At 47.5% G+C, this 25,527-nt stretch carries 18 protein-coding genes; 9 read left to right on the top strand and 9 right to left on the bottom strand.

Translation table 11 applies throughout. The features are described 5' to 3' along the window. Together D2V93_RS07925 and D2V93_RS07920 are read left to right on the top strand one after the other, a co-directional pair. A partial coding sequence (locus D2V93_RS07925; protein WP_147377386.1) for a GMC oxidoreductase occupies positions 1–1,500 on the top strand: 1,500 nt, incomplete at its 5' end. Positions 1,501–1,504: 4 nt separating this feature from the next. Continuing rightward, a complete protein-coding gene (locus D2V93_RS07920) occupies positions 1,505–2,215 on the top strand; it encodes a gluconate 2-dehydrogenase subunit 3 family protein (RefSeq protein ID WP_119619066.1) in 711 nt (236 codons plus the stop codon). A gap of 27 nt (positions 2,216–2,242) precedes the next feature. Here D2V93_RS07920 and D2V93_RS07915 read toward each other — a convergent pair whose 3' ends face one another. Both D2V93_RS07915 and D2V93_RS07910 read right to left on the bottom strand, forming a co-directional pair. Next, positions 2,243–2,983, bottom strand: coding sequence for a LytR/AlgR family response regulator transcription factor (locus D2V93_RS07915; RefSeq protein ID WP_072882255.1), 741 nt, complete (start codon positions 2,981–2,983; stop codon positions 2,243–2,245). Further along, entirely contained in the window at positions 2,980–4,062 is a 1,083-nt protein-coding gene (locus tag D2V93_RS07910; protein WP_119619065.1) for a sensor histidine kinase, read from the bottom strand. Before D2V93_RS07910 ends, D2V93_RS07915 begins: the two co-directional genes overlap by 4 nt. Before the next feature lie 229 nt (positions 4,063–4,291). Between D2V93_RS07910 and D2V93_RS07905 the strand changes: the two genes are divergently transcribed. The 6 genes from D2V93_RS07905 to nagB all read left to right on the top strand — a co-directional run bounded on the left by D2V93_RS07905 (position 4,292) and on the right by nagB (position 15,809). Then, the gene (locus D2V93_RS07905; RefSeq protein ID WP_119619064.1) at positions 4,292–5,365 is read left to right on the top strand and encodes a carbohydrate-binding family 9-like protein; all 1,074 of its coding nucleotides are present in this window, start codon (positions 4,292–4,294) and stop codon (positions 5,363–5,365) included. 8 nt (positions 5,366–5,373) lie between these two features. Then, positions 5,374–6,480 (top strand): glycoside hydrolase family protein, encoded by a 1,107-nt coding sequence (locus D2V93_RS07900; RefSeq protein ID WP_119619083.1) that lies wholly within the window; start codon positions 5,374–5,376, stop codon positions 6,478–6,480. Between the two features lie 456 nt (positions 6,481–6,936). Beyond that, on the top strand, positions 6,937–10,056 hold the full coding sequence (locus tag D2V93_RS07890; protein ID WP_119619062.1) for a SusC/RagA family TonB-linked outer membrane protein: 3,120 nt from the start codon (positions 6,937–6,939) through the stop codon (positions 10,054–10,056). Positions 10,057–10,068: 12 nt separating this feature from the next. Next, positions 10,069–11,754 carry a SusD/RagB family nutrient-binding outer membrane lipoprotein gene (locus D2V93_RS07885; protein WP_072882258.1) on the top strand — a complete coding sequence of 562 codons (1,686 nt, stop codon included), beginning with the start codon at positions 10,069–10,071 and terminating at the stop codon, positions 11,752–11,754. A 297-nt stretch (positions 11,755–12,051) separates the two neighbouring features. Continuing rightward, on the top strand, positions 12,052–13,866 hold the full coding sequence (locus tag D2V93_RS07880) for a sodium:solute symporter family protein (RefSeq protein ID WP_119619061.1): 1,815 nt from the start codon (positions 12,052–12,054) through the stop codon (positions 13,864–13,866). A 20-nt stretch (positions 13,867–13,886) separates the two neighbouring features. Continuing rightward, a complete protein-coding gene (gene nagB / locus D2V93_RS07875) occupies positions 13,887–15,809 on the top strand; it encodes a glucosamine-6-phosphate deaminase (RefSeq protein WP_409557890.1) in 1,923 nt (640 codons plus the stop codon). Between the two features lie 72 nt (positions 15,810–15,881). Here nagB and D2V93_RS07870 read toward each other — a convergent pair whose 3' ends face one another. From D2V93_RS07870 to gcvT, 4 genes are all read right to left on the bottom strand, one after another. Continuing rightward, on the bottom strand, positions 15,882–16,592 hold the full coding sequence (locus tag D2V93_RS07870; protein ID WP_072880411.1) for a YebC/PmpR family DNA-binding transcriptional regulator: 711 nt from the start codon (positions 16,590–16,592) through the stop codon (positions 15,882–15,884). A gap of 78 nt (positions 16,593–16,670) precedes the next feature. Beyond that, on the bottom strand, positions 16,671–16,955 hold the full coding sequence (locus tag D2V93_RS07865) for a 4a-hydroxytetrahydrobiopterin dehydratase (RefSeq protein ID WP_072880409.1): 285 nt from the start codon (positions 16,953–16,955) through the stop codon (positions 16,671–16,673). A 51-nt stretch (positions 16,956–17,006) separates the two neighbouring features. After that, positions 17,007–17,825 (bottom strand): sugar nucleotide-binding protein, encoded by an 819-nt coding sequence (locus tag D2V93_RS07860; protein WP_119619060.1) that lies wholly within the window; start codon positions 17,823–17,825, stop codon positions 17,007–17,009. A gap of 7 nt (positions 17,826–17,832) precedes the next feature. Further along, positions 17,833–18,921, bottom strand: coding sequence for a glycine cleavage system aminomethyltransferase GcvT (gcvT, locus tag D2V93_RS07855; protein WP_119619082.1), 1,089 nt, complete (start codon positions 18,919–18,921; stop codon positions 17,833–17,835). 148 nt (positions 18,922–19,069) lie between these two features. Between gcvT and D2V93_RS07850 the strand changes: the two genes are divergently transcribed. Then, complete coding sequence (locus D2V93_RS07850) at positions 19,070–20,686, top strand: aminopeptidase P family protein (RefSeq protein ID WP_119619081.1); 1,617 nt, start codon at positions 19,070–19,072, stop codon at positions 20,684–20,686. A 2-nt stretch (positions 20,687–20,688) separates the two neighbouring features. Here D2V93_RS07850 and thrC read toward each other — a convergent pair whose 3' ends face one another. From thrC to thrA, 3 genes are read right to left on the bottom strand one after another with little or no spacing between them, the layout of a single operon-like run. Beyond that, the gene (gene thrC / locus D2V93_RS07845) at positions 20,689–21,981 is read right to left on the bottom strand and encodes a threonine synthase (RefSeq protein ID WP_119619080.1); all 1,293 of its coding nucleotides are present in this window, start codon (positions 21,979–21,981) and stop codon (positions 20,689–20,691) included. Positions 21,982–21,985: 4 nt separating this feature from the next. Continuing rightward, entirely contained in the window at positions 21,986–22,909 is a 924-nt protein-coding gene (locus D2V93_RS07840; protein ID WP_119619059.1) for a homoserine kinase, read from the bottom strand. A 2-nt stretch (positions 22,910–22,911) separates the two neighbouring features. Then, positions 22,912–25,356 (bottom strand): bifunctional aspartate kinase/homoserine dehydrogenase I, encoded by a 2,445-nt coding sequence (thrA, locus tag D2V93_RS07835; protein ID WP_119619058.1) that lies wholly within the window; start codon positions 25,354–25,356, stop codon positions 22,912–22,914. Positions 25,357–25,527: the final 171 nt, after the last annotated feature.

Below are 25,527 nucleotides of genomic sequence, written 5' to 3'. Positions count from 1 at the left end.
TTCGATGCCGCCTATGGGGGCTGGGAGATAGAAGGGGAGCCCTACACGCACAAGGACGGCACCAAGTTCGATTGGTTCCGTTCACACATGCTCGGCGGTCGCACGAACCACTGGGGGCGGATATCGCTCCGTTTCGGCCCGGACGACTTCAAGCACAAGAGCATCGATGGGCATGGGGATGACTGGCCCATCAGCTATGACGATGTAAAGCCCTATTACGACAAGGTGGACAAGCTGATCGGGGTGTTCGGCACCAACGAGGGGCTCCGCAACGACCCTGACGGATTCTTCCTTCCCCCGCCAAAACCAAGATTGCACGAGCTGTTCTACATCAAGGGGGCGAAGAAGTCCGGGGTGCCGGTGTACCCCTCACGGATGTCGATGCTCACCAAGCGTATCAACAACGAGCGCGGGGTGTGCTTCTATTGCGGACAGTGCTCAAGGGCCTGTCAGGTGTATGCGGACTTTTCGGCAGGTACCTGCCTGATCTTCCCAGCGCAGAAGAGCCGTGGCCAGGTGGACCTGTTCGTGAACTGTATGGTGAGGGAGGTCACCGTGGACAGCGAAGGGCGTGCCACGGGCGTGTCCTATATCAACAAGGAGGACCGCAAGGAATACAAGCTCAAGGGCAGGGTAGTGGTGCTCGGAGCCTCGGCCTGTAGCACGGCCCGCATCCTGTTGAACTCCAAGAGCCCACAGCACCCCAACGGACTGGGCAACAGCAGCGACCATGTGGGCAAATACCTGCACGACTCCACGGGCGGTGACCTGATGGCCTTCGTGCCCGACCTGATGAACCGCAAGGTGTCCTACAACGAGGACGGGGTGGGCGGTATGCACGTCTATTCCCCCTGGTGGGGCGACAACTCCAAGTTGGACTTTCCCCGGGGCTACCACATCGAGATATGGGGCGGCATGGGGATGCCCGGCTATGGTTTCGGTTTCAACGTGAACGAGTTCAACAAGTTCTTCGGGACAAAAGTGGGCGGCTATGGGGACATCCTCAGGAGCGATGCCAAGAAATACTACGGGGCGGTGGTGGGCCTCAGCGGGAGGGGGGAATCCATCGCCCTGAAGGACAACTACTGCGAGATCGACCCTGCGGTGGTGGACGAATGGGGGATTCCCGTATTGCGCTTCCACTACAAATGGTCGGACAACGAACGTAAGCAGGCCAAGCACATGCAGGACTCCTTCGAGGAGATCCTGACCAACATGGGCGGTGAGGTGATCGGTGGCAAGGCAGGAAAGGAACGGGACTATGGACTCCACGCTCCCGGTCGGATCATCCACGAGGTGGGCACCACCCGAATGGGGGACGACCCAAAGACCTCGGTGACCAACAGGTACCAACAGTTGCACGACGTGGACAATGTCTTTGTGGTGGACGCCGGGGTGTTCACCTCGCAGGCGGACAAGAACTGTACCTGGACCATATTGGCGCTCTCGTGGAGGGCCTCGGAATACATAGTGGAGCAATTGAAACAACAAAACCTGTAAGGAAATGGACAGAAGGAAGAGTCTGAAATCGATAGTATTGGGGTCCGTGGCCGGAGGATTGGCCATACATGGCTGCAGGCCGGAGCCCACAGTTCCTGAAGTAGGGGCACAAGAGGTCCCTATGCTGAAGTGGCGGACGCCGAAGGAGAACGAACAGCTGGCCGAACTGCATGCAGAGCAGTTTTTCAATCCCCATGAGGCGGAGACCCTCACGGTGCTGTGTGACCTGATATTGCCCGGCAGCGAGGAATATAAAAGTGCCTCGGATGCAGATGTGGTATCTTTCATAGAGTTCATGGCCAAGGACATGCCAACGATGCAGGTGGACCTTCGCGGTGGCCTGATGTGGCTTGACCACAGGAGCAACCTGGACCATGGGGTTGAGTTCAAGGCGGCCACCAAAGAACAGCAGAAGGCCATATTGGACACCATTGCGTATTATGACCCGGAGGTGCCGGGCAACGAGCGGCCCTTTGAAGTGAACTTCTTCTCCATGGTAAGGAACCTGACCATGACAGGGTTCTACACCTCGAAGATCGGGATAGAGGAGCTGGGCTACAAAGGGAACATGCCCAATGTGTGGGACGGGGTGCCGGACGATGTACTGGAACAGCACGGGGTGTCCTATGACCCGGAGTGGCTGGCCAAGTGCGTGGACCAAAGCAAGCGCAACATCGTGGCCGAATGGGACGAGAACGGAAATTTGATTACCTAAGGTTATAGGATGATGAAGGGAAGGGCGTTATTCGTCGTCGGATAGGCCCGCTTTGTTCCCTGTGCCCATAATGGATTGGTTCAGGATTTTGGCTTTTACATCATCCAAATAACTTCTACCGATAACATATCGTTTTCCACCGATTTCAACACTGTTTCCCTCAAGGGCATCTATTTTGTCCATGGACACCGTGTGGGATCGGTGGATTCGTATAAACCTGTCGCTGGAAAGTTCTTCGGTGAAGGCGCTCAGGGTCTTGTGAACAATATGGTTGCCCTTTGGGGTGATGATCTTGATATAGTCCTTTAAACTTTCCACAAGGATGATTTCATCCAAATAGATCTTTTTCATTTTCTTTTTGTCGACTTTCACAAAAATGTGTTCGTTGACGGCGTCCCGTTTGGGTTGTTCCTTAGCCTTGGCAAGGGCCTTGTTCACGGCTTTGATGAATCTGGGAAGGCTTACCGGCTTTACCAAGTAGTCCAATACTTCCAGGTCAAAACCTTTTGCGGCATGCTCGGCATGCGCGGAAGTGATGATGACCATGGGTTTTTCATCCAGACTGTCCAGAAAGCTAAAGCCATCGATGATGGGCATGTTCACGTCAAGAAAGAGCAGGTCGGGCATGTGCTCCCTTAGGTATTCCATACTGTCTATAGCATTGTTGAATACGGCAGCTATCTGAAGTTCCTTTATTTGGGAGATGTGGTTTTCGATGACTTTGATCGCCAAGGGCTCATCATCTATAATAACACATTTTAAGTTCATCTGAGCTTGAGCTTTAAGTTTACAATGTATTCATCGGATTCATCAAAGATGTCCAATCGGTATTCGTGTTCACCGTACCGTAGTTTCAACCTTTTTTCTACATTGGAAAGGCCTATACCACCAGATTGTTTTTTGGTGGGGAGCCCTTGGTTCTTCGGCTTGGTGTTGCTGATCCTAAAGTATAGAAACTTTTCCTCAATCGTTGCCCTTATATCTATTTTCACCTTTTCAATACTCTTGTTGGCACCGTGCTTGAAAGCATTTTCTATGAATTGGACCAATAGCAGGGGCGCTATTTTTTTGCCCTTGGGATCGCCCGTTATCTCAAAGTTGAGCTGAAGGTTTTGATTGTATCTTATTTTTTCAAGATCTAGATAGTTCTGGATAAAGACAAGTTCTTTTCTCAAGCTTTGGTCCTTATCGCGGGTTTCGTAGAGCACATAGCGCATCAGATCGGACAATTTGATGATGGTGTCCGGTGTCTTGTCCGATTTTTCCAGACTGAGCGCATAGATATTGTTCAAGGTATTGAAGAAAAAATGCGGGGATATCTGTGCCCTCAGCAGGCGGAGTTCCGTCTCCAATTGTTCCTTTTCCAATTTTGCCACCCTTCCGGTCTCCCGAAGCCAATCTATGGTCAATTTGATGGAAGAAGCAAAGGTGATCACATAGAGTTCGCCCAACATCATCACCACGGTATAGTTGAAAGTAAGGGTATGGGTCTCCGGGCCTTCGGGCCAGACATTATAACTGATCAGAAAATAAGTGAGCAGGTATTTGATCACCACCAGCAGAAAAATTGAGGTGATAAGGGCAATGACAAAGGCCACAAACTTTCTTTTGAAGATGAATTTTGGGACCAGATAGTATATGGTAAAATAGGTGAGGGTGATGTGGATGGGAAATCCTAAAAGATTGGATTTGAAGGAGTAAAGATAGTCATTGAAATAACTTCCCCACCTCAGGAAATTGAAGGCGAAGTAAATCACCCAAAATATGACATGATGCAACGGGGTGATCTTGTTTTCCGTCACAGCGTTTACAAAGAATCTATTTTTGGTCGGGAGTTGGAGTTGCATTGGGCAGATGATTATGTTTTTTTGAGCATTTGGCTTTTCCCAGCCGTCGTTGGTCTAATAAAGGCCATAAATGCGGATGAAATTAGGAATTTTTACAAAATATGTTCTTTTGGACGTGTACCTATTACATTTTGAAAGGTAAAAAACAGACCCGATTGACGAACTTTGGCTCCAACATAAAGCAAGACCGTTCAAAATGTATGCGACAAATAAAACACTTTTATTAAAAATGCGACAGATTCTTCAGAAGACGATTTTCATGCTGGTGGCCACGGCCCATTTTTCGTGTACGGCACAGGAAAACAAGGCTCCAAGGTCCATTGTGGTGTACAAGACCCAAGAGCCCATTGCCATTGATGGAGTGGCTGATGAGCGTGCTTGGCAAGCTGCACAAGTTTCAGAAGATTTTATCGATATTGAAGGGGACAAGACCCCGACGTACCATACCAATGTCCGTATGCTCTGGGATGAAACCTATCTCTATTTTTATGCCCAGATGGAAGAGCCCCATGTGTGGGCCACCCTTAAACAAAGGGACACGGTCATCTTTTACAACAATGATTTTGAAATATTCATAGATCCCGACGGGGATACCCACAATTACTACGAATTTGAAATGAACGCCCTGAACACAGTTTGGGACCTGCTCTTGGTGAAACCTTATCGGGAGGGTGGTTCTGTTGTGGACAGTTGGGAGATTTTGGGACTGAAAACTGCGGTAAAGGTCAATGGCACCTTGAACGATCCTTCGGATGTTGATAAGGGGTGGAACGTGGAGGTGGCCATGCCTTGGGAAGTGCTCAAAGAGACCAGTGGGAGCAACGATGTCCCCGAAGGGAAGTTTTGGCGTGTGAATTTTTCAAGGGTGAACTGGGATTTTGAACTGAAGGATGGGGCGTACGCACGAAAAAAGGACGCAAACGGGAAATTTCTTCCAGAGTACAACTGGGTATGGTCGCCACAAGGGGTCATCAACATGCATGAACCTGAACATTGGGGATATGCCTATTTTTCACCCAATGTGGCGGGAAACCAGGATTCGTTCACCATTCCAAAAGACGAACAGATCAGGTGGTTGATGTATAAGCTGTACAAGGCCCAAAAAAAATACTTTGGCGAAAAGGGAACATATGCCAGTTCCATTGCCGAACTGATTCCAAAACCTGTTTTACGGGATGGGACCACATTGGAGCTTGACCTGGAAGTGCACCGAACGGGTTGGACAATCCAGGCAAAGAGTCCTTTTACCGGCTCACTATATACCATCCGGGAAGACGGAAAATACCAACAACTCATAAAATGAATCTACAAATGAAAAGTAAAGCAATCATCGTAGCGATTATCGCCCTGTCCGTGATTTCATGCTTGGACAACATCGGGAAAAAGCCGGAGGCCGATACGGCAGTGGCACAGACCGAAGAGCAGAAAGAGTTCAAGTATTGGACATGGATCACTGCCGACCCCAAAAGGGATGACGCATCGTACACCGAAGAGTTTAAAAAATACAAAAGCTATGGCTTGGACGCGGTATTGATCAATACCAATGCGGACCCTGAACTTCTGGGCCGTTTGGCCCCATTGGCCAAAGCAGAGGGGATGGAAGTGCACGCATGGATCATGGCCATGAACCGACCCGGGGATTCCATTGTAAGGCAGCACCCCGAGTGGTATGTGGTGAGCAGGGAAGGAAAATCGGCTTACGATCATAGGCCCTACGTGGGGTATTATGAATTTTTATGTCCTACCCGTGAGGCATCAAGAAACCATGTGTTGGGTCTGGTGGAGGCTCTTTCCAAAGTGGACGATGTGGCCAGCGTACATTTGGATTATATCCGTTTCCCGGATATTTTCTTGCCTATAGGCTTATTGCCGAAGTATGACTTGGTGCAAGATGAGGAATTGCCGGAATTTGATTTTTGTTACTGTGACGTCTGTGTGGCCGAATTTGAAAAAATGCACCATAAGAATCCAAGGGACATGGAAAACCCTGCCATTGATATGGAATGGAAGCAATTTCGCCTGAATAGGATACGTGATGTGGTCAACGAGGCTTACGACATTGTCCATGAAAATGGCAAAATATTGACCGCTGCGGTGTTTCCCTATCCCGAGATGGCGGACCATATGGTAAGACAACGTTGGGACAAATGGGATGTGGATGTGGTATTGCCCATGATCTACCATAATTTCTATAATGAGGACACCGATTGGGTAGGGTTTGCCACCAAGCAAGGGGTTCAAGACCTAGAGGCTACCCAGACCGAGCTGCACACTGGACTTTTTGTGCCGGATATGAGCGGGGAAGAGCTCACCGAGGCCATTGAACAGGCAAGGCAAAATGGTGCCAAGGGTGTTTCTTTTTTTGACGGCCCTGCTCTGACCGAAGAACAGTTGTTGGCAATCAAAGCCTCAAAATGACAAGACGTGTCCAATCCCCACATCGAAATGGGGAATAGCTAAATGTTCGGCTATTGTCAAAGGTTGTTGGTCTAAAAATTTTTATACCATGGGGCGTTTTGGACAATTTTGGAAGGAAGTAATCCATAAGAGTACTTTTAATTTTAGTTAAATGCGGGTGAGCTGACCGATATTGGAGAATATCGGTCAGCTTTATTTTTGGCCATGGGCAGCCCACTTTTTCAATGCATTTGAGACATATGGTCTTTGGCCTCGCTTAGGACAATGACTTTGTTCTATGCCTTTTTCAAGCTTTTCCAACGCCTTTTTAAGAATTGAAAAATCAACCTTCGGCTTTTCACGTCTGTTGTTGGTCGAAATTTTTTCAGAAGTCTTTAACAAATGGGGATTTTCACTCGGTATGTTAACGTAAAATTAACATGCGAATTGGAATTACTAACTATCAAAAAAACTAACATGATTCAAAAACTCAAGTTTGTATTTGTTTTTGCTGTACTGCTTTCCATTCAGGGGGCAATGGCACAGACAATTACCGGAACGGTTTCTGACGAATCGGGCGTGCCATTGCCCGGTGTCAACATTGTTGAAAAGGGAACCAGTAATGGTGTTTCGTCTGACTTTGACGGAAATTATAGTATTGTCGTTTCGGATGGCAATGCTATACTGGTCTTTTCCTCATTGGGAATGGAGACCGTAGAAATGTCGATCAATGGTAGGTCGACTATTAATGTGACCATGAAGGAAGATGCACAACAACTGGGAGAAGTAGTTGTTACGGCGTTGGGTATCAGCAGGGAGAAAAAGTCCCTGGGCTATGCTGTCACAGAGGTGCAGGGAGATGAGGTTTCCTTGGTAAAAGAACCTAACGTGGTGAACTCACTTGCGGGTAAAGTGGCAGGTGTGGTCGTTTCAAGGACCACTTCAGGTCCTGGTGGAGGTACCCGTGTGGTCATACGTGGTAACAACTCCATAAGCGGCAACAACCAACCCTTATATGTAGTGGATGGTGTGCCGATTGACAACAGTGCACTAAGTGCACCTACCGGGGCAGGGGAGTTCAGTATCCCCGATTTGGGAACAGGTATTTCTGACATCAACCCAGATGATATCGAATCCCTCTCTGTTCTAAAAGGACCCAACGCGGCCGCTCTTTATGGTTCCAGGGCAAGTAACGGGGTCATCATCATCACTACGAAGAAAGGAGCGTTGAAAAAAGGAATGGGTATCTCGTTCACCTCAAGTGCCACTTTTGAGAACCCGTTCGTTTTGCCGAAGTACCAAAATGAATACGGTCGTGGTACGGATGGAAACTTTCCGACCATAAACCCTAGTGATCCTTTATCGGCACAAGTGGCTGCAGTGAGGGGAACCAGTTCTTGGGGACCTCGTTTTGACGGTTCCGAGCGTTTGGCCTACAATGGGGAAATGAGAGCCTATGAGGCCCAACCCAACAATGTGGAGGACTTTTTTGAGACAGGGACTAGCTTTATCAATACCCTTTCATTGAGTTCAGGGAACGAAACTTCTTCTGTTCGTTTTTCCTATACCAATTCTGACCTTCAGTCCATTCTTCCAAATTCAAATGTGGATAGGGACAACTTCAACCTTCGTGCATTTACCAACCTATCGGATAAACTGACTTTGGATGCAAGGGTGACCTATTTCCTTCAAAAGGCAAAAAACAGGCCTACCCAGGGTACGGAAGGTGTAATGGCTTATTTGTGGCCCTTGGCACGAAATGTCCGCATCAATGATTTGAAGCAATACCAAAATTTTGAGAACCCTTTGGATCCGACCAATCCCTATGGAGTGGTTGCGCCAACAGCATCCGGAGGTAACCCATACTGGATATTGCAGCACGATTCCAACATGGACAGACGTTCCAGAATAACAGGTTTTGCCAAGCTGCAATATGAATTTAACGATTGGCTTTCCGCTTTTGTGAGGGTAGGTACCGATGATATTTCCCAAGACACGGAAGCCATCACCAGGACGGGACATCATTTCTTCCCTTCAGGTCGGGTAAATTACGGAAAGAATAAAAGGACAGAGACCAACTACGATTTCTTGTTGATGTTCAACAAAGATTTGAGTGAAAAATTCAACCTGAATGCCAACGTGGGTGCCAACGCATTGCGTTTCTCTACCATAAGCTCCAGCACTAGGGGGGAGAACATTAAAATTCCCGGAAGACCCTTTTTGGACAATACGGAAAATCTGTTCGCTACACAAAGTGCATTGATCAAGAAGAATGTCAATTCCGTGTATGGGGCCATCTCCTTGGCCTATGACGATATGATCTATTTGGATTTGACTGGAAGGAACGACTGGTCTTCTGCCCTAGCAGCCGAGAACCGTTCCTATTTTTATAGCTCCGCAAGTTTAAGTGTGCTGTTGAATGAAGCTTTTGACCTAGGAAGCGATATCAACCTGTTGAAAGTTAGGGGAAGTGTGGCCAGTGTTGGTAACGATACCGATCCACAACAATTGGTGAACTTGTTCAGGATTGCGGCCAACGGCTTTTTGGACAATGTGACCGTGACCAGGGAAACCACTCTTTTCAGTGAAAGTCTTCGTCCAGAGGATGTACAGTCCACTGAGTTCGGTTTGGAATTGAGGGCCTTCAACAACAGGTTCTATACTGACCTTTCGTACTACAGCATCAGTTCTAAAGACTTGATATTCGATGTGCCTTTGGATCCAGGGTCTGGATACAGTAATTTTAGGACCAATGTAGGGGAGATTTCCAACAAAGGTTTTGAGATATTGGTAGGGGGAACACCTGTACAGACGGAGAATTTCTCTTGGGAAACTTCCATCAATGTTTCCAGGAACCGCAATAAATTGGAAAGCTTGGTCGAAGGACAGGACTTTTTTGAGTTCAGTAGCAGTAACACGGGAAGAGTATCCACAGTGGCCAGGGTAGGACAAGGATTTGGTGATATAGAGACCACCACTTGGTTGCGCAACGATGAAGGTCAATTGATCTTGACCGCTGAAGGAAGGCCACAAGCGACTTCCGAGCGTCAAAAATTCGGCAACTATCAGCCTGATGCAGTGGGAGGTTTCACGAACACGTTCCGTTATAAAAACTTCAGCCTGAACACCTTGATCGATTTCAGGATCGGGGGCGAGGTGTATTCAGGTACCGATGCCGGACTTGATGCCGCTGGGGTTTCCGAAAGGACCTTGCAGTACCGGGAAGGTGGAGTTTTGGTAGAAGGCGTCGTGGACAATGGCGATGGGACATTCTCTCCCAACACCACCACCATCAGTGCCCAGGATTATTGGGGAGCTGTCAGCACAATCGGTTCGGAATATGTTTATGACCAGACCAACGTGCGTTTGCGTGAAGTGAGCCTTACCTATAACTTTCCAAAGAAGATTTTGGACAACACTTTCATAACCAATGCATCCATAAGTGCTGTTGGTAGGAATCTCTTGTTTCTGTACAAGGATGTTGATAACTTTGATCCCGAATCAAGCTATTCCACATCCAACTTCAGCCAAGGTGTTCTTTTCTATGCCCTTCCTTCTACAAGGAGTTTCGGGCTTAGTTTAAATGTAAACTTTTAAAAATTGCTGAAAATGAGAAAACAAAAAAACATACTATTGGGCCTGATTTGTTCGGTCACAATATTTTCATGTACCAAAAGTTTTGATGAAATCAATACCGATCAGAACGGATTTCTTTCCGATGAGGTAAGTGCCAAGTTCTTTTTGACCGATACCCAGTACAAATTGTATTCCCCAGATCGTTTTCCCTATTGGAGAGCACATCTGATCCATGCAGATAGGTTTGCTGGACAGTTCACATTTGGTTTCAGTGGCTGTTGGTGGTCAGATGGATTGGGATATACCTACGATACCGGGTATACCGATGCAGCCTACGGTTGGCTAGCGGGCTACTTGGGTAATCTTAAAGGTTTTACCGATTTTGTGAAAGAAGGTGGTGAGCTTGAGAATGAATATATGTATGCCATGGCCTTGATCATGAAAGGGCTATATTACCAAATGTACACCGAGACTTTTGGGATGGTACCCTATACGGAAGCAGGAGTAGAAGGTATCCTGACACCAAAATATGATACCCAACAGGTGATTTATAAAGGCATCATTGCCGAGTTGGATGAAGCTATGGCCATAATCGGTTCCGAAGAGCGAACCGGTTTGGGAGTTGATGATGCGGGGTCGAACGATCTATACTGTGGTGGAGATTTGCAAAAGTGGAAAAAACTTGCAAATACCTTGAAATTGAGGATAGGGATGCGGGCACTTGGAGCCGATGGAGATGATTTTGCAGCTACTGCGATCAGTGAGGCATTAGCGGCACCTTTATTGGACGATGCCACTGGAAGTGTAGTAATGGAGAAGGATTTTGTGATCGACCAGTGGGCTGCTGCTGCCTATGGGGATGTATGGCACAACTTTGGAGGAACTGGTTCAAAATGGACCGTGAGCAATATCCTAATCAACATGTTGCAGGATAACAACGATCCCCGCCTGTCCGTATATGCAAACCCTATTGTGGGTGGATCCTTCGTTTATGTGAATGATGGTAGTGACCCCAATTTTCAGACCAGGGTCGATTTTGTTGTTGCAACGCTTGACAGGGCAGGAGCGGATTATACTGTAACGGTCAACGGGAACGAAACCACCATTGAAGTGCCCGGTGGACAATACATCGGACTTCCGACTAGGGTGAACGGGGATATCATGCCTTACATACGTTATGACATGTTCAGCTTGCCCAGTGAGATGGTCACCCAGCAAAAGGGATCACAGGTGGATGCTTATCCAGAAATCGTCCTTACCAGTGCCGAATCCTATTTCTTACAGGCCGAAGCTGTGTTGAACGGACTTCAGGGAGCTTCTGGAGATGCCCAAGACCTGTTTGCGAAGGGAATCAAAGAAGCCATGAGGATATGGGGCGTTTCCGATGGAGATGCGGACACCTATATTGCTACAGAAGCGGCCGCGGATATTACCGTGGGTACATTGGATGAAAAGCTGGAAAAGATAGCCCACCAAAGGTGGTTGGCCAGCTACACCGATGGGTTTGAAGCTTGGGCAGTGGTCCGTGATACTGGTTATCCTGCTGAATTGGCAGCTGGAGTAACAGATCCTGTCATTTATGAATTAGGGACCCTTAACGGGGCCTATCCACAGCGTTTGCGTTATGGATCTGGAGCTCAGGACAACCCAAATTTCTCTGCAGTGGCACCTATTCAGGGAGCAAATGTGCAAGGAACAAAACTGTGGTTTGCCAAATAATAAGTGATTTTATGAAATCAATGATCATTTCATAGCTTGAGTTAGTTTTATTTGTAGTTAATTTAAGTAAAGGAAGAACACGTTCTTCCTTTACTTTTTTTACATTGCAACAATAGTGAAACAACCACATAGCAACCAACGGAACAAATGGATATTGCAGGTGAACGGATTGGAAACCCAGAAGCTGAAAGCGGGGATAACGGCGTTCCTTGACTGCCCAGTGCTATCCAATGTCGAAATTTGTTGAAGATGTGCACCGAATTTAATAATATAACCAACTTACTTTAAACCAAACCTATGATATCATTAAATACTTTGGACTATGTAATCATTTTTGGCTTTTTTGCCATTACCCTGAGCATAGGTCTTTACGTGTCAAAAAGCTCTGGAAAGAGCAGTACGGAATACTTTCTTTCCGGAAGGACCATGCCTTGGTGGCTCTTGGGAATCTCCATGGTGGCCACCACCTTTTCCACGGATACCCCCAATCTTGTCACGGATATTGTCCGTACCAATGGCGTATCGGGAAACTGGGTCTGGTGGGCATTCTTGCTGACCGGGCTGTTGACGGTCTTTGTCTATGCACGGCTCTGGAGACGTTCCAATGTGAATACTGACCTTGAGTTCTATGAACTTAGGTATGGTGGCAAGCCTGCCCGTTTTTTGAGAGGTTTTAGGGCCGTTTATCTTGGTGTCATCTTCAATGTCATCACCATGTCGGCAGTGACCCTGGCCGCCATAAAGATAGGAGGCATCATGCTAGGTCTGGAACCTTGGCAGACCGTGGTGAGCGCAGGACTCATCACTGTGATATTCAGTGCCGTTGGAGGTTTTAAGGGAGTGGTCTATACGGATTTTGTCCTTTTCTTCGTCGCCATGGGGGGAGCCATAGGTGCAGCCTACTATTTGGTCAACATACCAGAGGTGGGGGGCATTGATGCATTGCTATCCCATGAAGTCGTGAAAGAAAAACTGAACATCCTACCTGACTTGAATGATAAAAGTGCATTGATCACCCTTTTGATCATTCCCTTGGCGGTTCAGTGGTGGAGTTCATGGTACCCAGGAGCGGAACCCGGTGGTGGAGGTTATATCGCCCAACGGATGCTCTCCGCCAAAAATGAAAAGCATGCCATAGGCGCCACTTTTTTCTTCAATATCATGCACTATGCCATGCGACCATGGCCATGGATATTGGTGGCCCTGGCCTCTTTGGTTGTTTTCCCGGATTTGGAAAGCCTTCAAGCTGCGTTTCCCATAGTTGCGGACGACAAACTGGGGCATGACCTCGCTTATTCGGCCATGCTCACCAAATTGCCGACAGGTTTGTTGGGACTGGTACTGGCCTCATTGGTCGCAGCATATATGTCCACAATTTCCACACAGTTGAACTGGGGGTCGTCCTATATCGTATATGATTTTTACAAAGAACGGGTCAATCCCGGGGCTTCTGAAAAAAGATTGGTAGCAGTGGGCAGGTTATCCACCGTTGGGTTGATGGTTTTGAGTGCCCTCTTGGCCCTTTTACTCCAAAATGCCCTCCAACTTTTTGAAATATTGCTGGTATTTGGAGCGGGCACGGGATTGATTTTTATTTTGAGGTGGTTTTGGTGGCGTATCAATGCTTGGAGCGAGATCACGGCCATGTTCATTTCAGGGATCCTGTCACTGGTGCTCAAGCTCACCCCCCTTGGGGACTACCTATTTGCAACCGATAGCGGCCTTCTGCCGGATTGGAGCGAATATCCCATGGTAGTATTGGTCACAACGATTGCTTGGCTCATCGCTACCTATGCCACATCGCCTGAGAGCAAAGAGGTCCTCTACGATTTTTGTAGAAAGATAGAGCCAGGAGGCCCAGGTTGGAAAAAAGTAGAGCAGCAGAGTAGGGCAGAAGGTGTGGAATTGAACAGTACCGGAAAAAAGTGGAGTGTCCCTAGTGGCATATTGGCAATGATTGTCGGCACGGTGCTCATATACAGCATTCTTTTTGCCACTGGATATTGGATCTATGGACGATGGGTATCGGCATCCATATTGACGGTCCTTGCCATAGTATCCGGCACCTTTTTGATCATGACATGGAAAAAAATAAAAGTATCCCTAACCTAATCCTATAAATGAAAGTGAAGATGGAAACAAAGGTATTATCCAAATCAATAGCATACAGACCGGCCGGGCAATTTGAGGAGACCCGGTTCGAAAAAATACACAATGTCATCTTTGATGACTCCAAGGAAGGATCCTTGCATGTGGCGATGGAAATTGCAACCTTGATCCGGGAAAAAGCGGACAAAGGGCAGACCTGTGTACTCGGCCTTGCCACTGGTTCGTCACCCATACGGGTATATGAGGAACTGGTACGCATGCACAAGGACGAAGGACTCAGTTTCAAGAACGTGGTCACCTTCAATCTGGATGAGTATTATCCCATGGAAAGGAATAATATCCAGAGCTACCATTATTTTATGCACCAACATTTGTTCGACCATGTGGACATTCCGGCAGCGAACGTCAATATTCCGGACGGGACCGTTTCTGCTGATGACCTGCAGGACTATTGCAAGGACTATGAGAGACAGATAGAGGCAGCCGGAGGACTTGATTTTCAACTGTTGGGGATTGGCCGTACAGGACACATCGGGTTCAACGAACCAGGTTCGCACTTCAATTCGGCCACCAGGGACATCACTTTGGACCATATTACACGAGTGGATGCCGCACCAGCCTTCAAAGGTCTTGAAAATGTGCCGAGAAAGGCCATCACCATGGGGATCGGGACCATTAGAAAAGCAAAACGGATCGTGCTAATGGCCTGGGGCCAGAACAAATCCGAGATTGTTAAGGAAACTGTGGAAGGGGAGATAAGTTCTGAGGTGCCTGCCACCTATTTGCAGGAACACTCCAATACCACTTTTGTCCTGGATAAGGAAGCGGCCCAGAACCTGACCCGAATAGATACCCCATGGTTGGTGGGCAGCTGTGATTGGACACCGGACCTGACCCACAAAGCTGTGGTTTGGCTGAGCCTAGAAAAGGGTAAGCCTGTACTGCAATTGACCGACAAGGATTATAACGATTCGGGCATGTCTGACCTTTTGAGCTCCGAGCATTCCTCCTATGAACTCAATATCAAGACATTCAATAGACTTCAACATACCATTACGGGATGGCCCGGGGGCAAACCCAATGCGGATGATACCAACCGACCTGAGCGTGCCGAACCTGCCCAAAAAAGGGTGATCATCTTCAGCCCACATCCGGATGATGATGTGATTTCCATGGGAGGCACTTTCGATCGATTGGTATCCCAGGGACATGAAGTGCATATTGTCTATCAGACCTCGGGTAACATTGCCGTTGCCGATCATGAGGCGCTGAAGATTGCCGAAGTGGCCGATGCCATATCCCATACTTCTGTTTTCGAGCAGGTCATCAAGGATATCAAGGCAAAAACCGAAGAAGATTACGATTCGGAAATCGTCCGCAAGGTCAAGGGGACCATCCGTAGGAGCGAAAGTTATGGGGCCACAAGGTATATGGGGATTCCCGATAGCCAAGTACACTTCTTGGACCTACCGTTCTATGAAACGGGGACCATCAAGAAGAACCCACTTGGGGAGAAGGATATCCAGATCATGAACGATATCATAGAAAAAATAAAGCCGCACCAGATCTATGCCGCGGGCGATCTGGCCGATCCGCATGGTACGCACCGTGTCTGTTTGGAGGCCCTGTTCGCCTCTTTGAAGGAATTGAAGGGGAAGCCGTTCATGAAGGATTGCTGGGTATGGCTCTATAGGGGCGCTTGGCACGAATGGGAGATCCACGAGATAGAAATGGCCGTGCCCATGAGCCCTGTTCAGGTATTGAGGAAACGCAAGGCCATATTTTACCACCAGACCCAAAAGGATGGGGTCATGTTCCAAGGTGAAGACCTTAGGGAATTCTGGGTAAGGGCAGAGGACCGTAACAAGGAAACTGCACTGAAATATCAATCTCTGGGGTTGGCCAGTTATGCGGCCATGGAGGCTTTTGTACGATATAAGTATTGACCCGATAAGAAATAACACTGGACATAAAAAGTAAAAGCCCCGTTTTCGGGGCTTTTTTACTGCTAAGTGTTTTTATTCCTGCATGGTGTGATACACGTTCTGGACGTCATCATCCTCCTCGATTTTTTCCAACAATTTCTCCACATCGGCCACTTCTTCCTCCGATAATTGTTTGGTTACTTGAGGGATGCGTTCAAAACCTGAGGAAATAATCTCCATTTCCCTGGATTCCAGTTCTTTTTGAATGGCGCCAAAATTTTCGAACGGGGCATAGATATGGATACCATCCTCATCGGCAAACACCTCTTCCGCACCAAAATCGATCATTTCCAATTCCAGTTCCTCAAGATCTATCCCATCCGCCTTGATGGTAAAATTGCAGGTGTGGTCGAACATGAACTCCACAGACCCCGAAGTCCCGAGGCTGCCGTTGCATTTGTTGAAATAGCTTCTGATGTTCGCAACGGTACGGGTATTGTTATCGGTGGCGGTTTCTATCAAAATGGCGATTCCGTGTGGGGCATAGCCTTCAAAAAGCACCTCTTTATAATCGCCCTGGCTTTTGTCCGAAGCCCTTTTGATGGCTCGCTCAATATTGTCCTTGGGCATGTTCACCGACTTGGCATTCTGGATCACGGCGCGCAGTTTGGAATTGGCATCGGGGTCGGGGCCACCTTCTTTGACGGCCATGACAATATCTTTTCCAATTCTGGTGAACGCTTTGGACATGGCTGCCCAACGCTTCATTTTACGTGCTTTTCTAAATTCAAATGCTCTTCCCATAGTAATAAAGTGGTAATCGATGGGGGCAAATTTAGCAAAAAAAGCTCCGCTGTCAAGATGGATTTATAGGTTCGATAGTTATGCCCCTACTATGCGTTCAATACTTTGGGCCAAACGGATGTCTTTTTGGGTCACACCGCCCACATCGTGCGTGTTCAGGGCAATGTTCAGGGTGTTATAGACATTTTCCCAGTTGGGATGATGGTTCTGTGCTTCACACTCAAAGGCAATCCGTGTCATTGTGGAAAAAGCTTCTTTGAAGTCCTTGAATTTGAAGGATTTCGATATGGAGCCATTGTTGAGGGACCATCCTTGGAGTCCCTGCAGTGCTTTTTCGATTTCGTTGTCCGTCAGTTTTTCCATGCTGTGCTTTTTTCTAAAGTTAACCAAATCACCTGAAAAAGTCCAATGTCCTTACACCGGAATGTGGTGGTCAATGATTTCTTGGCAAGTGATGAGAAGATTTTTGGGGAGCTTGTTGTCCTTGGGCAAAGCGGCAAGATAGCGGTCCTCGTTGGTGGTATAGACCCTTTTGAGGATGGGATGGTAATTGCCCATGCGCTGGATGACATCTTTTATGAATTCCTCGTGTTGGATAAGGTCGCTGCTGCCCAAATGGAAAATTCCGGTCTTGTTCCGGTTGATGAGGTAATGGATCTGCTGGGTGAGCCTGTCGTCATTCGTTACATTGATGATGAGGTTGGGAAAGACTTCAATGGGCTCGTTACTGTCCAGAAGGGCCTTGATTTCCCTCACCCTAGGCGATTTGTTCCCAAAGACCATAGGGACCCTCAATATGGCCGTTTTTTCCTTGGGCAACCGCATCATCATGTTCTCGATCTTTATTTTGAGCCGGCCAAAGACACTTTCGGACAAGGTCTTATCGTATTCATAGGAAGGGTATTTGCTATAGGCGTCAAAAACGTTGGCGGAAGAGATGAAGTATAGTTTGGCCTTGCTCTTCATCAAGTATTCCATCAAATGCTGATGGGCCTGAATCTGCGCAGGAAAATTGCCTCGTAGGGCAGAAATGATTACATCTGGATGTACCTTTTCCAAAATCTGGAAAATATCGTCCTCTTCCAGGTCGTACCTGAAAAATTGTTTGTTGGTAGAAAAGGAACGGTTGGAAAAATAGGTGCCGTAAGTGTCGAAATAGGAGCAGAGTTCTTTATATATGGCATTTCCCACAAATCCGCTCGCCCCTAATATCAGAATCTTCTTTTTCTCCAAATGTTGTCTAGGTATTTTTATAGAAAGGCAACTTTACGATGGTTGCCGGAACTTTGTTGATGCGTATTTTGATATAGATGGTGGAACCCAAAGCGGAATGCGTGGCCGGCACGTAGCCCAACCCAATTCCTTGGGAAAGGGAGGGTGACATGGTCCCGGAGGTGACCTTACCGATTTCATTGCCATCCTTGTCCAAAATAGGGTAGCCGTTTCTGGGGATGCCCCTTTCCTCCATCTGGAAAGCGATTAGTTTTCTTTTGGGACCCTCTTCCTTTTCCTTGGCCAAAGCTTCGCTGTTCACAAAGTCCTTGGTGAACTTGGTGATCCATCCCAATCCGGCCTCAAGGGGAGAGGTGGTGTCGTCAATGTCGTTGCCATACAGGCAATACCCCATTTCTAGACGCAAAGTGTCGCGGGCGGCCAATCCGATGGGCTTGATGCCAAAACCGGCACCGGCCTCCATGACCTTGTCCCATACTTGTTTCACTTCCGAATTTTTACAGTAGATCTCAAATCCGCCGGAACCTGTATACCCTGTGGCAGAGATTATTACATGGTCGATACCTGCAAAATCAGCTACGACAAAGCTGTAGAAACTGATGGCGGACAGATCCACTGAGGTCAAGGATTGCATCGCCTCCACAGCTTTTGGCCCCTGGATGGCAAGTAGGGAATAATCGTCCGATAGATCGCGCATATCGGCACCAATCTCCTTGTTGTATTTGGAAATATGCTCCCAATCCTTTTCAATGTTGGAGGCATTCACCACTAAGAGGTAGGTTTCTTCCTTGATGCGGTACACGATCAAATCGTCCACGATTCCACCCGTCTCATTGGGCAAGCAGCTATACTGTGCCTTGCCCACGGTCAGTTTGGAAGCATCATTGGTGGTCACTTTTTGAATCAGTTCCAGGGCCTTTGGTCCCTCGACCAAAAATTCGCCCATGTGCGAAACATCGAATACCCCGACGCCCTTACGGACGGTTTCGTGTTCGATGTTCACCCCTTCATAGGAAACGGGCATGTTGTAGCCCGCAAACGGGACCATTTTTGCACCCAGTGCCTTATGTGTTTCAAAAAGAGCCGTATTTTTCATTTCTACCATTTTTTAAAGCTTGGCAAATTTATAGAATTAATTAAGGATTCAAATGTTTAATACTCTTATGATTTACATAAAATGGAAGCAATTTTTAGTAATGCGTTTTTTTTGTAAAAAGTTGTATTTTGAGCCAAATACCGATTACATGAAAAATCTCATACGAAGCACTTTATTCTCCATGATGTGGGTATCATTGGCCATGGCTCAAGGAACCCCTACCGATTACTTATCTGCTGATTTTCACAAGGAAAGAAGGGACAAGGTCAGAAATTTGTTGCCGCCCAATACTGCGGTGGTCCTGTTTGCGAATGCGGAAAGAAACCGAGCGAACGATGTAGATTACATATACCACCAGGACCCCAATTTTTATTATTTGACGGGCTATAAGGAGCCCAACGCCGTGTTGGTCCTATTCTCCGAACCACAGACCGATGCGTCGGGCAAACAGTTCAACGAGATCATTTACGTGCAGGAGCGCAACGCCAGGGCAGAGCAGTGGACCGGAAAACGGTTGGGCGTTGAAGGGGTGAAGGAGAAATTGGGGTTCGATATGGTGTACAATGGTAAGGAGTTTGAAAATTTCCCAGTTGATTTTGCAAAGTTCGATATTGTGTCCTTTGTGGATTTCAAGAACGATTACCGCGACCAAAGTGGCAATGCGGACCTTTTCGACCTGATAAAGACATTCAAGGAAAAAGCAAACTATCCGTCAGATTATAACCCCATCCGAAACGAGCTCTATACCATGATCTCTGCGGATGATGGGAGCAAAACGGAAGAATTGGTACAAACGGTCGAAAGGTATTTGAACCGTTTTCCCGATATGCGGGAAGATGAATTCCTCAATGATTTTGTAAATGCGCCAAACGATGACCTTCGGAAGGAGATCAAGAACAAGGTGTTGATGGTACAACAATCCCATAACCTGGATTCCAAGGTATTACCTATGGTAATGGCCCAATTGAGGGAGACCAAAACTCCTGAAGAAATGAAACTGCTAAAAAAAGCGGTTGAGATTTCCGCTGTGGGGCAGATCGAGGTCATGAAGGCCATGCACCCCAATATGTCGGAAACCGAGATACAAGGTGTGCACGAATATGTCTATAAAAAATATGGGGCCGAGTACGAAGGTTACCCCTCCATTGTAGGTGGAGGCAACAATGGTTGTATCCTCCATTACATCGAAAACAACAAGATGGAGGTGGGGAACGACCTTGTGCTGATGGACCTTGGAGCGGAATACCATGGCTATACGGCCGATGTGACACGTACCATCCCTGCCAATGGAAAATTCACCCCAGAACAAAAGGCTGTTTATGATATCGTTTACAATGCCCAAGAAGCGGGAATAAAGGCCAGTGTGGTAGGTGCTCCGTTCCAGGCCCCGGGCAGGGCGGCCTATCAAGTCGTAGCCGAAGGCTTGCTGAAACTGGGTATTACCAAGAACGAAGATGAGACCAAGATTTATTTTCCACACGGCACTTCCCATTATCTCGGATTGGATGTCCATGATCAAGGCACTTACGTACCGTTCCAGCCCAATACCGTGATCACTGTGGAGCCCGGCATCTATATTCCGGAAGGCAGTGCCTGCGACAAAAAATGGTGGGGCATCGCCGTGCGTATCGAAGATGATATCCTCATTACTGAAAACGGACCGGTCAATCTATCCGAGATGGCCCCAAGGACCACGGAGGCTATTGAAGCCATGATGAAGCAGCCCAGTCCGTTGGACGATTTTAAATTGCCAAAACTGGATTGATCCTAGACGAGCAAAAAATCCTTTAGTTCTTCGTAAGAGGAAATGATATGGGATTTTTTCTCCCGGTCCATCACTTTTTGGATTTGGGGTGGAATGGCCGGGCTCAAGCCCAAGGTCTCTTCCACCACGTCCAAGAACTTGACGGGATGCGCTGTTTCCAGAAAGATGCCAAAGGTATCCGGATGCTGTTTTTGGTACTCCTTCAGACCCAAATACCCCACTGCACCATGCGGGTCCATAACGTATCCCGTATTGTAGTGGACTTCCTTCATTGCCTTTCGGGTCATTTCGTCTGTGAACGAATAGGATGATAAGTTTTCACGGAGGGTATCCAAGTCATCTTTATAGAGGTGCCTTATACGGATAAAGTTGCTCGGGTCGCCCACATCCATGGCATTGGAAATGGTGGCAATGGAAGGCACGGGTTCATAGATTCCCTTTTCCATGAATTTGGGAACCACATCGTTCACATTGGTGGAAGCTACGAAGTGCTTTACCGGCATCCCCAGTTTTTGGGCCACCATACCGGCGCAAATGTTCCCGAAATTTCCGGAAGGTACGGAAAACACAATTTCCTTTCCTTTGGATTTGACCTGCTTGTAGGCGAACAAAAAGTAGAACAGTTGGGGTAGCCATCGGGCCACATTGATGCTATTGGCCGAAGTCAATTTTTTATGATTCGTTATTCCCGAATCCAAAAAAGCAGTCTTTACCATACGCTGGCAATCATCAAAGGTGCCGCGCACTTCCATGGCCTCGATATTTTGTCCCAAGGTGGTCAATTGTTTCTCTTGGATATCGCTCACTTTTCCGCTAGGGTAGAGGATAACGACCTTTACGCCATCGACCCCAAGAAAACCATTGGCGACGGCACCCCCGGTATCCCCCGAAGTGGCCACCAAAACGGTAACGTCCTGTTTTTCTCCTTGCGAAAAATAGCCCAGGCAATTGGCCATGAATCGAGCTCCCACGTCCTTGAAGGCCATGGTTGGGCCATGGAAAAGCTCCAAGGTGGCCACATTGTTCTCGATCTCGACCACGGGAAATTCAAAGTCCAAGGTGTCCGCGATGATTTCTCTCAACACATCATCGGGAATGTCCTCGCTCACAAATTGATGGATGGCCCTGAAAGCGATTTCATGGTCGGACAGGGATTCAATTTCGTCAAAAAAAGCAGGGGGCAATGCATCGATGTGCTCGGGGAAGTACAATCCCTTGTCCGGTGCAATGCCAGCAATCACGGCTTTTTTGAAGGAAGTCTGTATGTTTGGGTCGTTTAAACTATAAAATTTCATGGGTTCAAGCAATTTTCTTAACGCCTTGGGCATTTATTTTGGAGATGTGGATGTCAAAATCGATTCCGATGGGTTGGTAGGTTTCCCTCATGGACTGGGCCACCTGTTTGGCATTTTCTTCCCCTTTGCTGAGGGCAAAAATGGAAGGCCCTGAACCGGATATCCCACTCCCAAGTGCCCCGGCCTTGAGTGCGTTGGCCTTGATGTCGTCAAAGGCAGGTATAAGGATGGAACGGATGGGTTCCACGATATGGTCGTGGAGGGAACGCCCGATGAGGTCGTAATCACTTTGGAAAAGACCGGCAATCAATCCTCCCAGATTTCCCCATTGTTGGATGCCCTTTTCCAAGGAAATGGTCGTTTTCAGGATTTTCCGGGAATCGGAGGTCTTGACCTCTATCTGCGGATGGATCACGGTGGCATACAATTCGGAAGGGGTGGGTATGGAAATGATGTCCAATGGATCATAACTCCGTACCAAGGTGAACCCGCCATAAATGGCAGGGGCCACATTGTCGGCATGGGCCACATCACTGGCCAATTTTTCGCCCTGCATGGCAAATTGTACCAGTTCCAAGTTGGAAAACGGTTTTCCCAGCAGTTCGTTCATGGCCCAAACGGCACCTGCGGAACTTGCTGCACTGCTTCCGATACCACTTCCCGGTTTTATCCGCTTATCGATTTCTATCTCGAACCCACCGTCGTAATCACTTTTTTCCAAAAGGGCCAGGCCTGCTACGCCCGAAACGTTTTTTTCGGTTTCCAGAGGAAGGTCCTGTCCGATAATTTTAGTAATCCGGATGCCTTTTTCTGTGGTCTTTCTAACGATCATCACATCGCCAACGGAATCCAGGGCGAGTCCGAGCACATCGAACCCGCAAGAAACGTTGGCAATAGTGGCGGGGCAGAATATTTTGATTTCTTCCATGGTCAAAAATTTCCGATTCGTATGATATCGGCAAAGATACCCGATGCGGTGACATCGGCACCTGCTCCGGCTCCTTTTATGATCATGGGTTGGTTGGGGTAGCGCTCTGTAAAGAACAGCACAATGTTGTCGCTACCTTCCAAATTGTAAAAATCATGTCCCTTTGGGATTCTTTGTAAACCTACCTTGGCCTTGCCATCCTCAAACTGGGCCACATATTTCAGTTTACAATCCGCATTGGCAGCTTCCTTGTACATGGCCTGAAAATCATTCTCATATTTTTTCAAGGACTCAAAGAAGGCCTCGTTGGAACTGGTTTCCAGGCTTTCCTTGGGCAAAAAGGATTCGTTTTCAATGCTGTCGATATCCAATTGGTTCCCACTTTCCCTGGCCAAGATCAAGATCTTTCGCATCACATCGATACCGCTTAGGTCAATGGTCGGGTCGGGTTCGGTATAGCCCTGTTCCTGGGCTTGTTTCACCACATCGTGAAAGGTGACAGAATCGTTAAAAGTGTTGAATACGAAGTTAAGGCTGCCGGAAAGCACGGCCTGTATCTTTTTCACCTTGTCGCCCGAAGCAATGAGATGTTTCAGGGTATCGATGATAGGCAGTCCTGCACCCACATTGGTCTCGAACAGGAAAGGGGCATTGTATTTTTTGGATAGTTCCTTCAGCTCCTTGTAGTAGGCATAGTCCGATGAACACGCAATTTTATTGCAGGTCACCACCGAAATACTGTTTCTAAGGTAATCGGGATAACTTTGGGAGACTTCTAGGTTGGCGGTATTATCCACAAACACGCTATTGCGTAGGTTCAGGGATTTCACCTGGTCAAAGAATGCCTGTTTGTCCGCTTTTTCGCCATTGGCCAATAGGCTTTCCCAATCTTTCAATGCAATACCATTCTCGTCAAAGACCATCTTTCTGGAGTTGCTGATGCCGATGACCCGGATATTGAGCTTGAGTTCTTCCTTCAGATATTTTTTCTGTTGGCGGATCTGTTGGAGGAACTTAGATCCCACATTGCCCACACCCATCACAAATAGGTTGAGCTGTTTGATGTTCTCCTCAAAGAAGGTCTCGTGCAGCGAATTGAGCGCTTTTTTTACATCATCTTTTTTGATGACCGCCGAAATGTTCCGTTCCGATGCGCCCTGGGCGATGGCCCTGATGTTCACATTGTTCTTGCCCAAAGTGCTGAACATTTTACCGCTCAGGCCTTGGTGGCTTTTCATGTTGTCGCCCACCAATGCCACAATGGTAAGATCCTTTTCAACGATCACTGGTTTTATCTTCTTGCTGGAGATCTCGTAGGCAAAGGTGTCGTTCACCGCCTCGGCGGCCATGTCAACATCCTCGTCTGCAATGCCCACACAGATGGAATGTTCGGAAGAGGCCTGGGTGATCAATACAATGCTGATGTTTTTGAGCGAAAGGGTTTCGAAGAACCGCTTGGAAATTCCAGGGATACCGATCATGCCAGGACCTTCGAGTGACAAAAGGCTGATATTGCCCACGTGGCTGATGCCTCGGACTGTCTTTCCATTGCCATTGTTGTTCTTGGCAATCAACGTGCCCGGATTCTCAGGTTCAAAGGTGTTCTTGATGGCAATGGGAATCTCTTTTCCCAAAACGGGCTGGATGGTGGGCGGGTAGAGTACCTTCGCCCCAAAATGTGAAAGTTCCATGGCCTCCTCATAACTGATATGGGCAACGCATTTGGCCTGCTTCACCAGTTTGGGATTGGCCGTGTACATACCGCTCACATCGGTCCAGATTTCCAAAAGACTCACCTGCTGTGCCGCCGCGATGATGGCTGCGGTATAATCCGAGCCACCCCTGCCCAAAGTTGTGGAATTGCCCGACTTGCTCGATGCCACAAACCCGGGAAGTACCGTGATCTTATGTGCATTCGCGCTAAAAAAGGCATTGCAATTGGCATTGGTCTTATCAAAGTCCACATTGGCCTTGCCATAGTTGTTGTCCGTGATGATGAGCTCCCGACTGTCCTTGAAAACGGCGTCCAATCCCTCAGATCTGAAAAATTCACTGATAATATAGGAAGAGAGCAGTTCGCCATAACTCACGATCTTGTCCGATAGCTTTGGGGTAAGCTCGCCGATCAAAAAGGATCCTTCCAACAGGGTCTCCAAGGTGTTGAGGTCGCTTTTTACCTTGCTCAACACGGTGCTTTGAGCGCGGACGGGGATAAGTTCCCTGATGGCCGAAATGTGCCTGTCCTCGATTTGCTTTAGGGATTCTTTATAGGCGGGATCTTGGTTGGATGCCAAACGGGAGGTGTCCAACAAAAGATCGGTAATGCCCCCAAAAGCGGAAACAACGACCGTTATGTGTTCATTGTTGTTTTTTTCAACAATGGATTTGACTTTGCGTATATGCTCTGGATTGGCCACGGAAGTGCCACCAAATTTTAAGATTTTCATGATGAAAAATGCTGTTGTGATAAATTATTGAAATGAGTAAAAAAAACGGACGGATGATATATAGCAGACTTACCCCAAAGGGGTGGTAATGGTGATGGTGAAGATAGATGAAAGTGATTTCATCTTTTTGGGCTCCATATCCGTTTGATTTATCTGCATTATGCTGTAATG

The sequence above is a fragment of the Flagellimonas taeanensis genome (assembly GCF_003584105.1).
Taxonomy (GTDB): Bacteria; Bacteroidota; Bacteroidia; order Flavobacteriales; family Flavobacteriaceae; genus Flagellimonas; species Flagellimonas taeanensis.
The sequence above is the reverse complement of the archived record's forward strand: the minus strand, read 5'-3'. Positions and strand labels throughout refer to the sequence as shown.

Coding starts and splice junctions, on each gene's coding strand:
- D2V93_RS07920 (WP_119619066.1), top strand. CDS start 1,505: ATGGACAGAAGGAAGAGTCTGAAATCGATAGTATTGGGGTCCGTGGCC.
- D2V93_RS07915 (WP_072882255.1), bottom strand. CDS start 2,983: ATGAACTTAAAATGTGTTATTATAGATGATGAGCCCTTGGCGATCAAA.
- D2V93_RS07910 (WP_119619065.1), bottom strand. CDS start 4,062: ATGCAACTCCAACTCCCGACCAAAAATAGATTCTTTGTAAACGCTGTG.
- D2V93_RS07905 (WP_119619064.1), top strand. CDS start 4,292: ATGCGACAGATTCTTCAGAAGACGATTTTCATGCTGGTGGCCACGGCC.
- D2V93_RS07900 (WP_119619083.1), top strand. CDS start 5,374: ATGAAAAGTAAAGCAATCATCGTAGCGATTATCGCCCTGTCCGTGATT.
- D2V93_RS07890 (WP_119619062.1), top strand. CDS start 6,937: ATGATTCAAAAACTCAAGTTTGTATTTGTTTTTGCTGTACTGCTTTCC.
- D2V93_RS07885 (WP_072882258.1), top strand. CDS start 10,069: ATGAGAAAACAAAAAAACATACTATTGGGCCTGATTTGTTCGGTCACA.
- D2V93_RS07880 (WP_119619061.1), top strand. CDS start 12,052: ATGATATCATTAAATACTTTGGACTATGTAATCATTTTTGGCTTTTTT.
- nagB (WP_409557890.1), top strand. CDS start 13,887: ATGGAAACAAAGGTATTATCCAAATCAATAGCATACAGACCGGCCGGG.
- D2V93_RS07870 (WP_072880411.1), bottom strand. CDS start 16,592: ATGGGAAGAGCATTTGAATTTAGAAAAGCACGTAAAATGAAGCGTTGG.
- D2V93_RS07865 (WP_072880409.1), bottom strand. CDS start 16,955: ATGGAAAAACTGACGGACAACGAAATCGAAAAAGCACTGCAGGGACTC.
- gcvT (WP_119619082.1), bottom strand. CDS start 18,921: ATGAAAAATACGGCTCTTTTTGAAACACATAAGGCACTGGGTGCAAAA.
- D2V93_RS07850 (WP_119619081.1), top strand. CDS start 19,070: ATGAAAAATCTCATACGAAGCACTTTATTCTCCATGATGTGGGTATCA.
- thrC (WP_119619080.1), bottom strand. CDS start 21,981: ATGAAATTTTATAGTTTAAACGACCCAAACATACAGACTTCCTTCAAA.
- D2V93_RS07840 (WP_119619059.1), bottom strand. CDS start 22,909: ATGGAAGAAATCAAAATATTCTGCCCCGCCACTATTGCCAACGTTTCT.
- thrA (WP_119619058.1), bottom strand. CDS start 25,356: ATGAAAATCTTAAAATTTGGTGGCACTTCCGTGGCCAATCCAGAGCAT.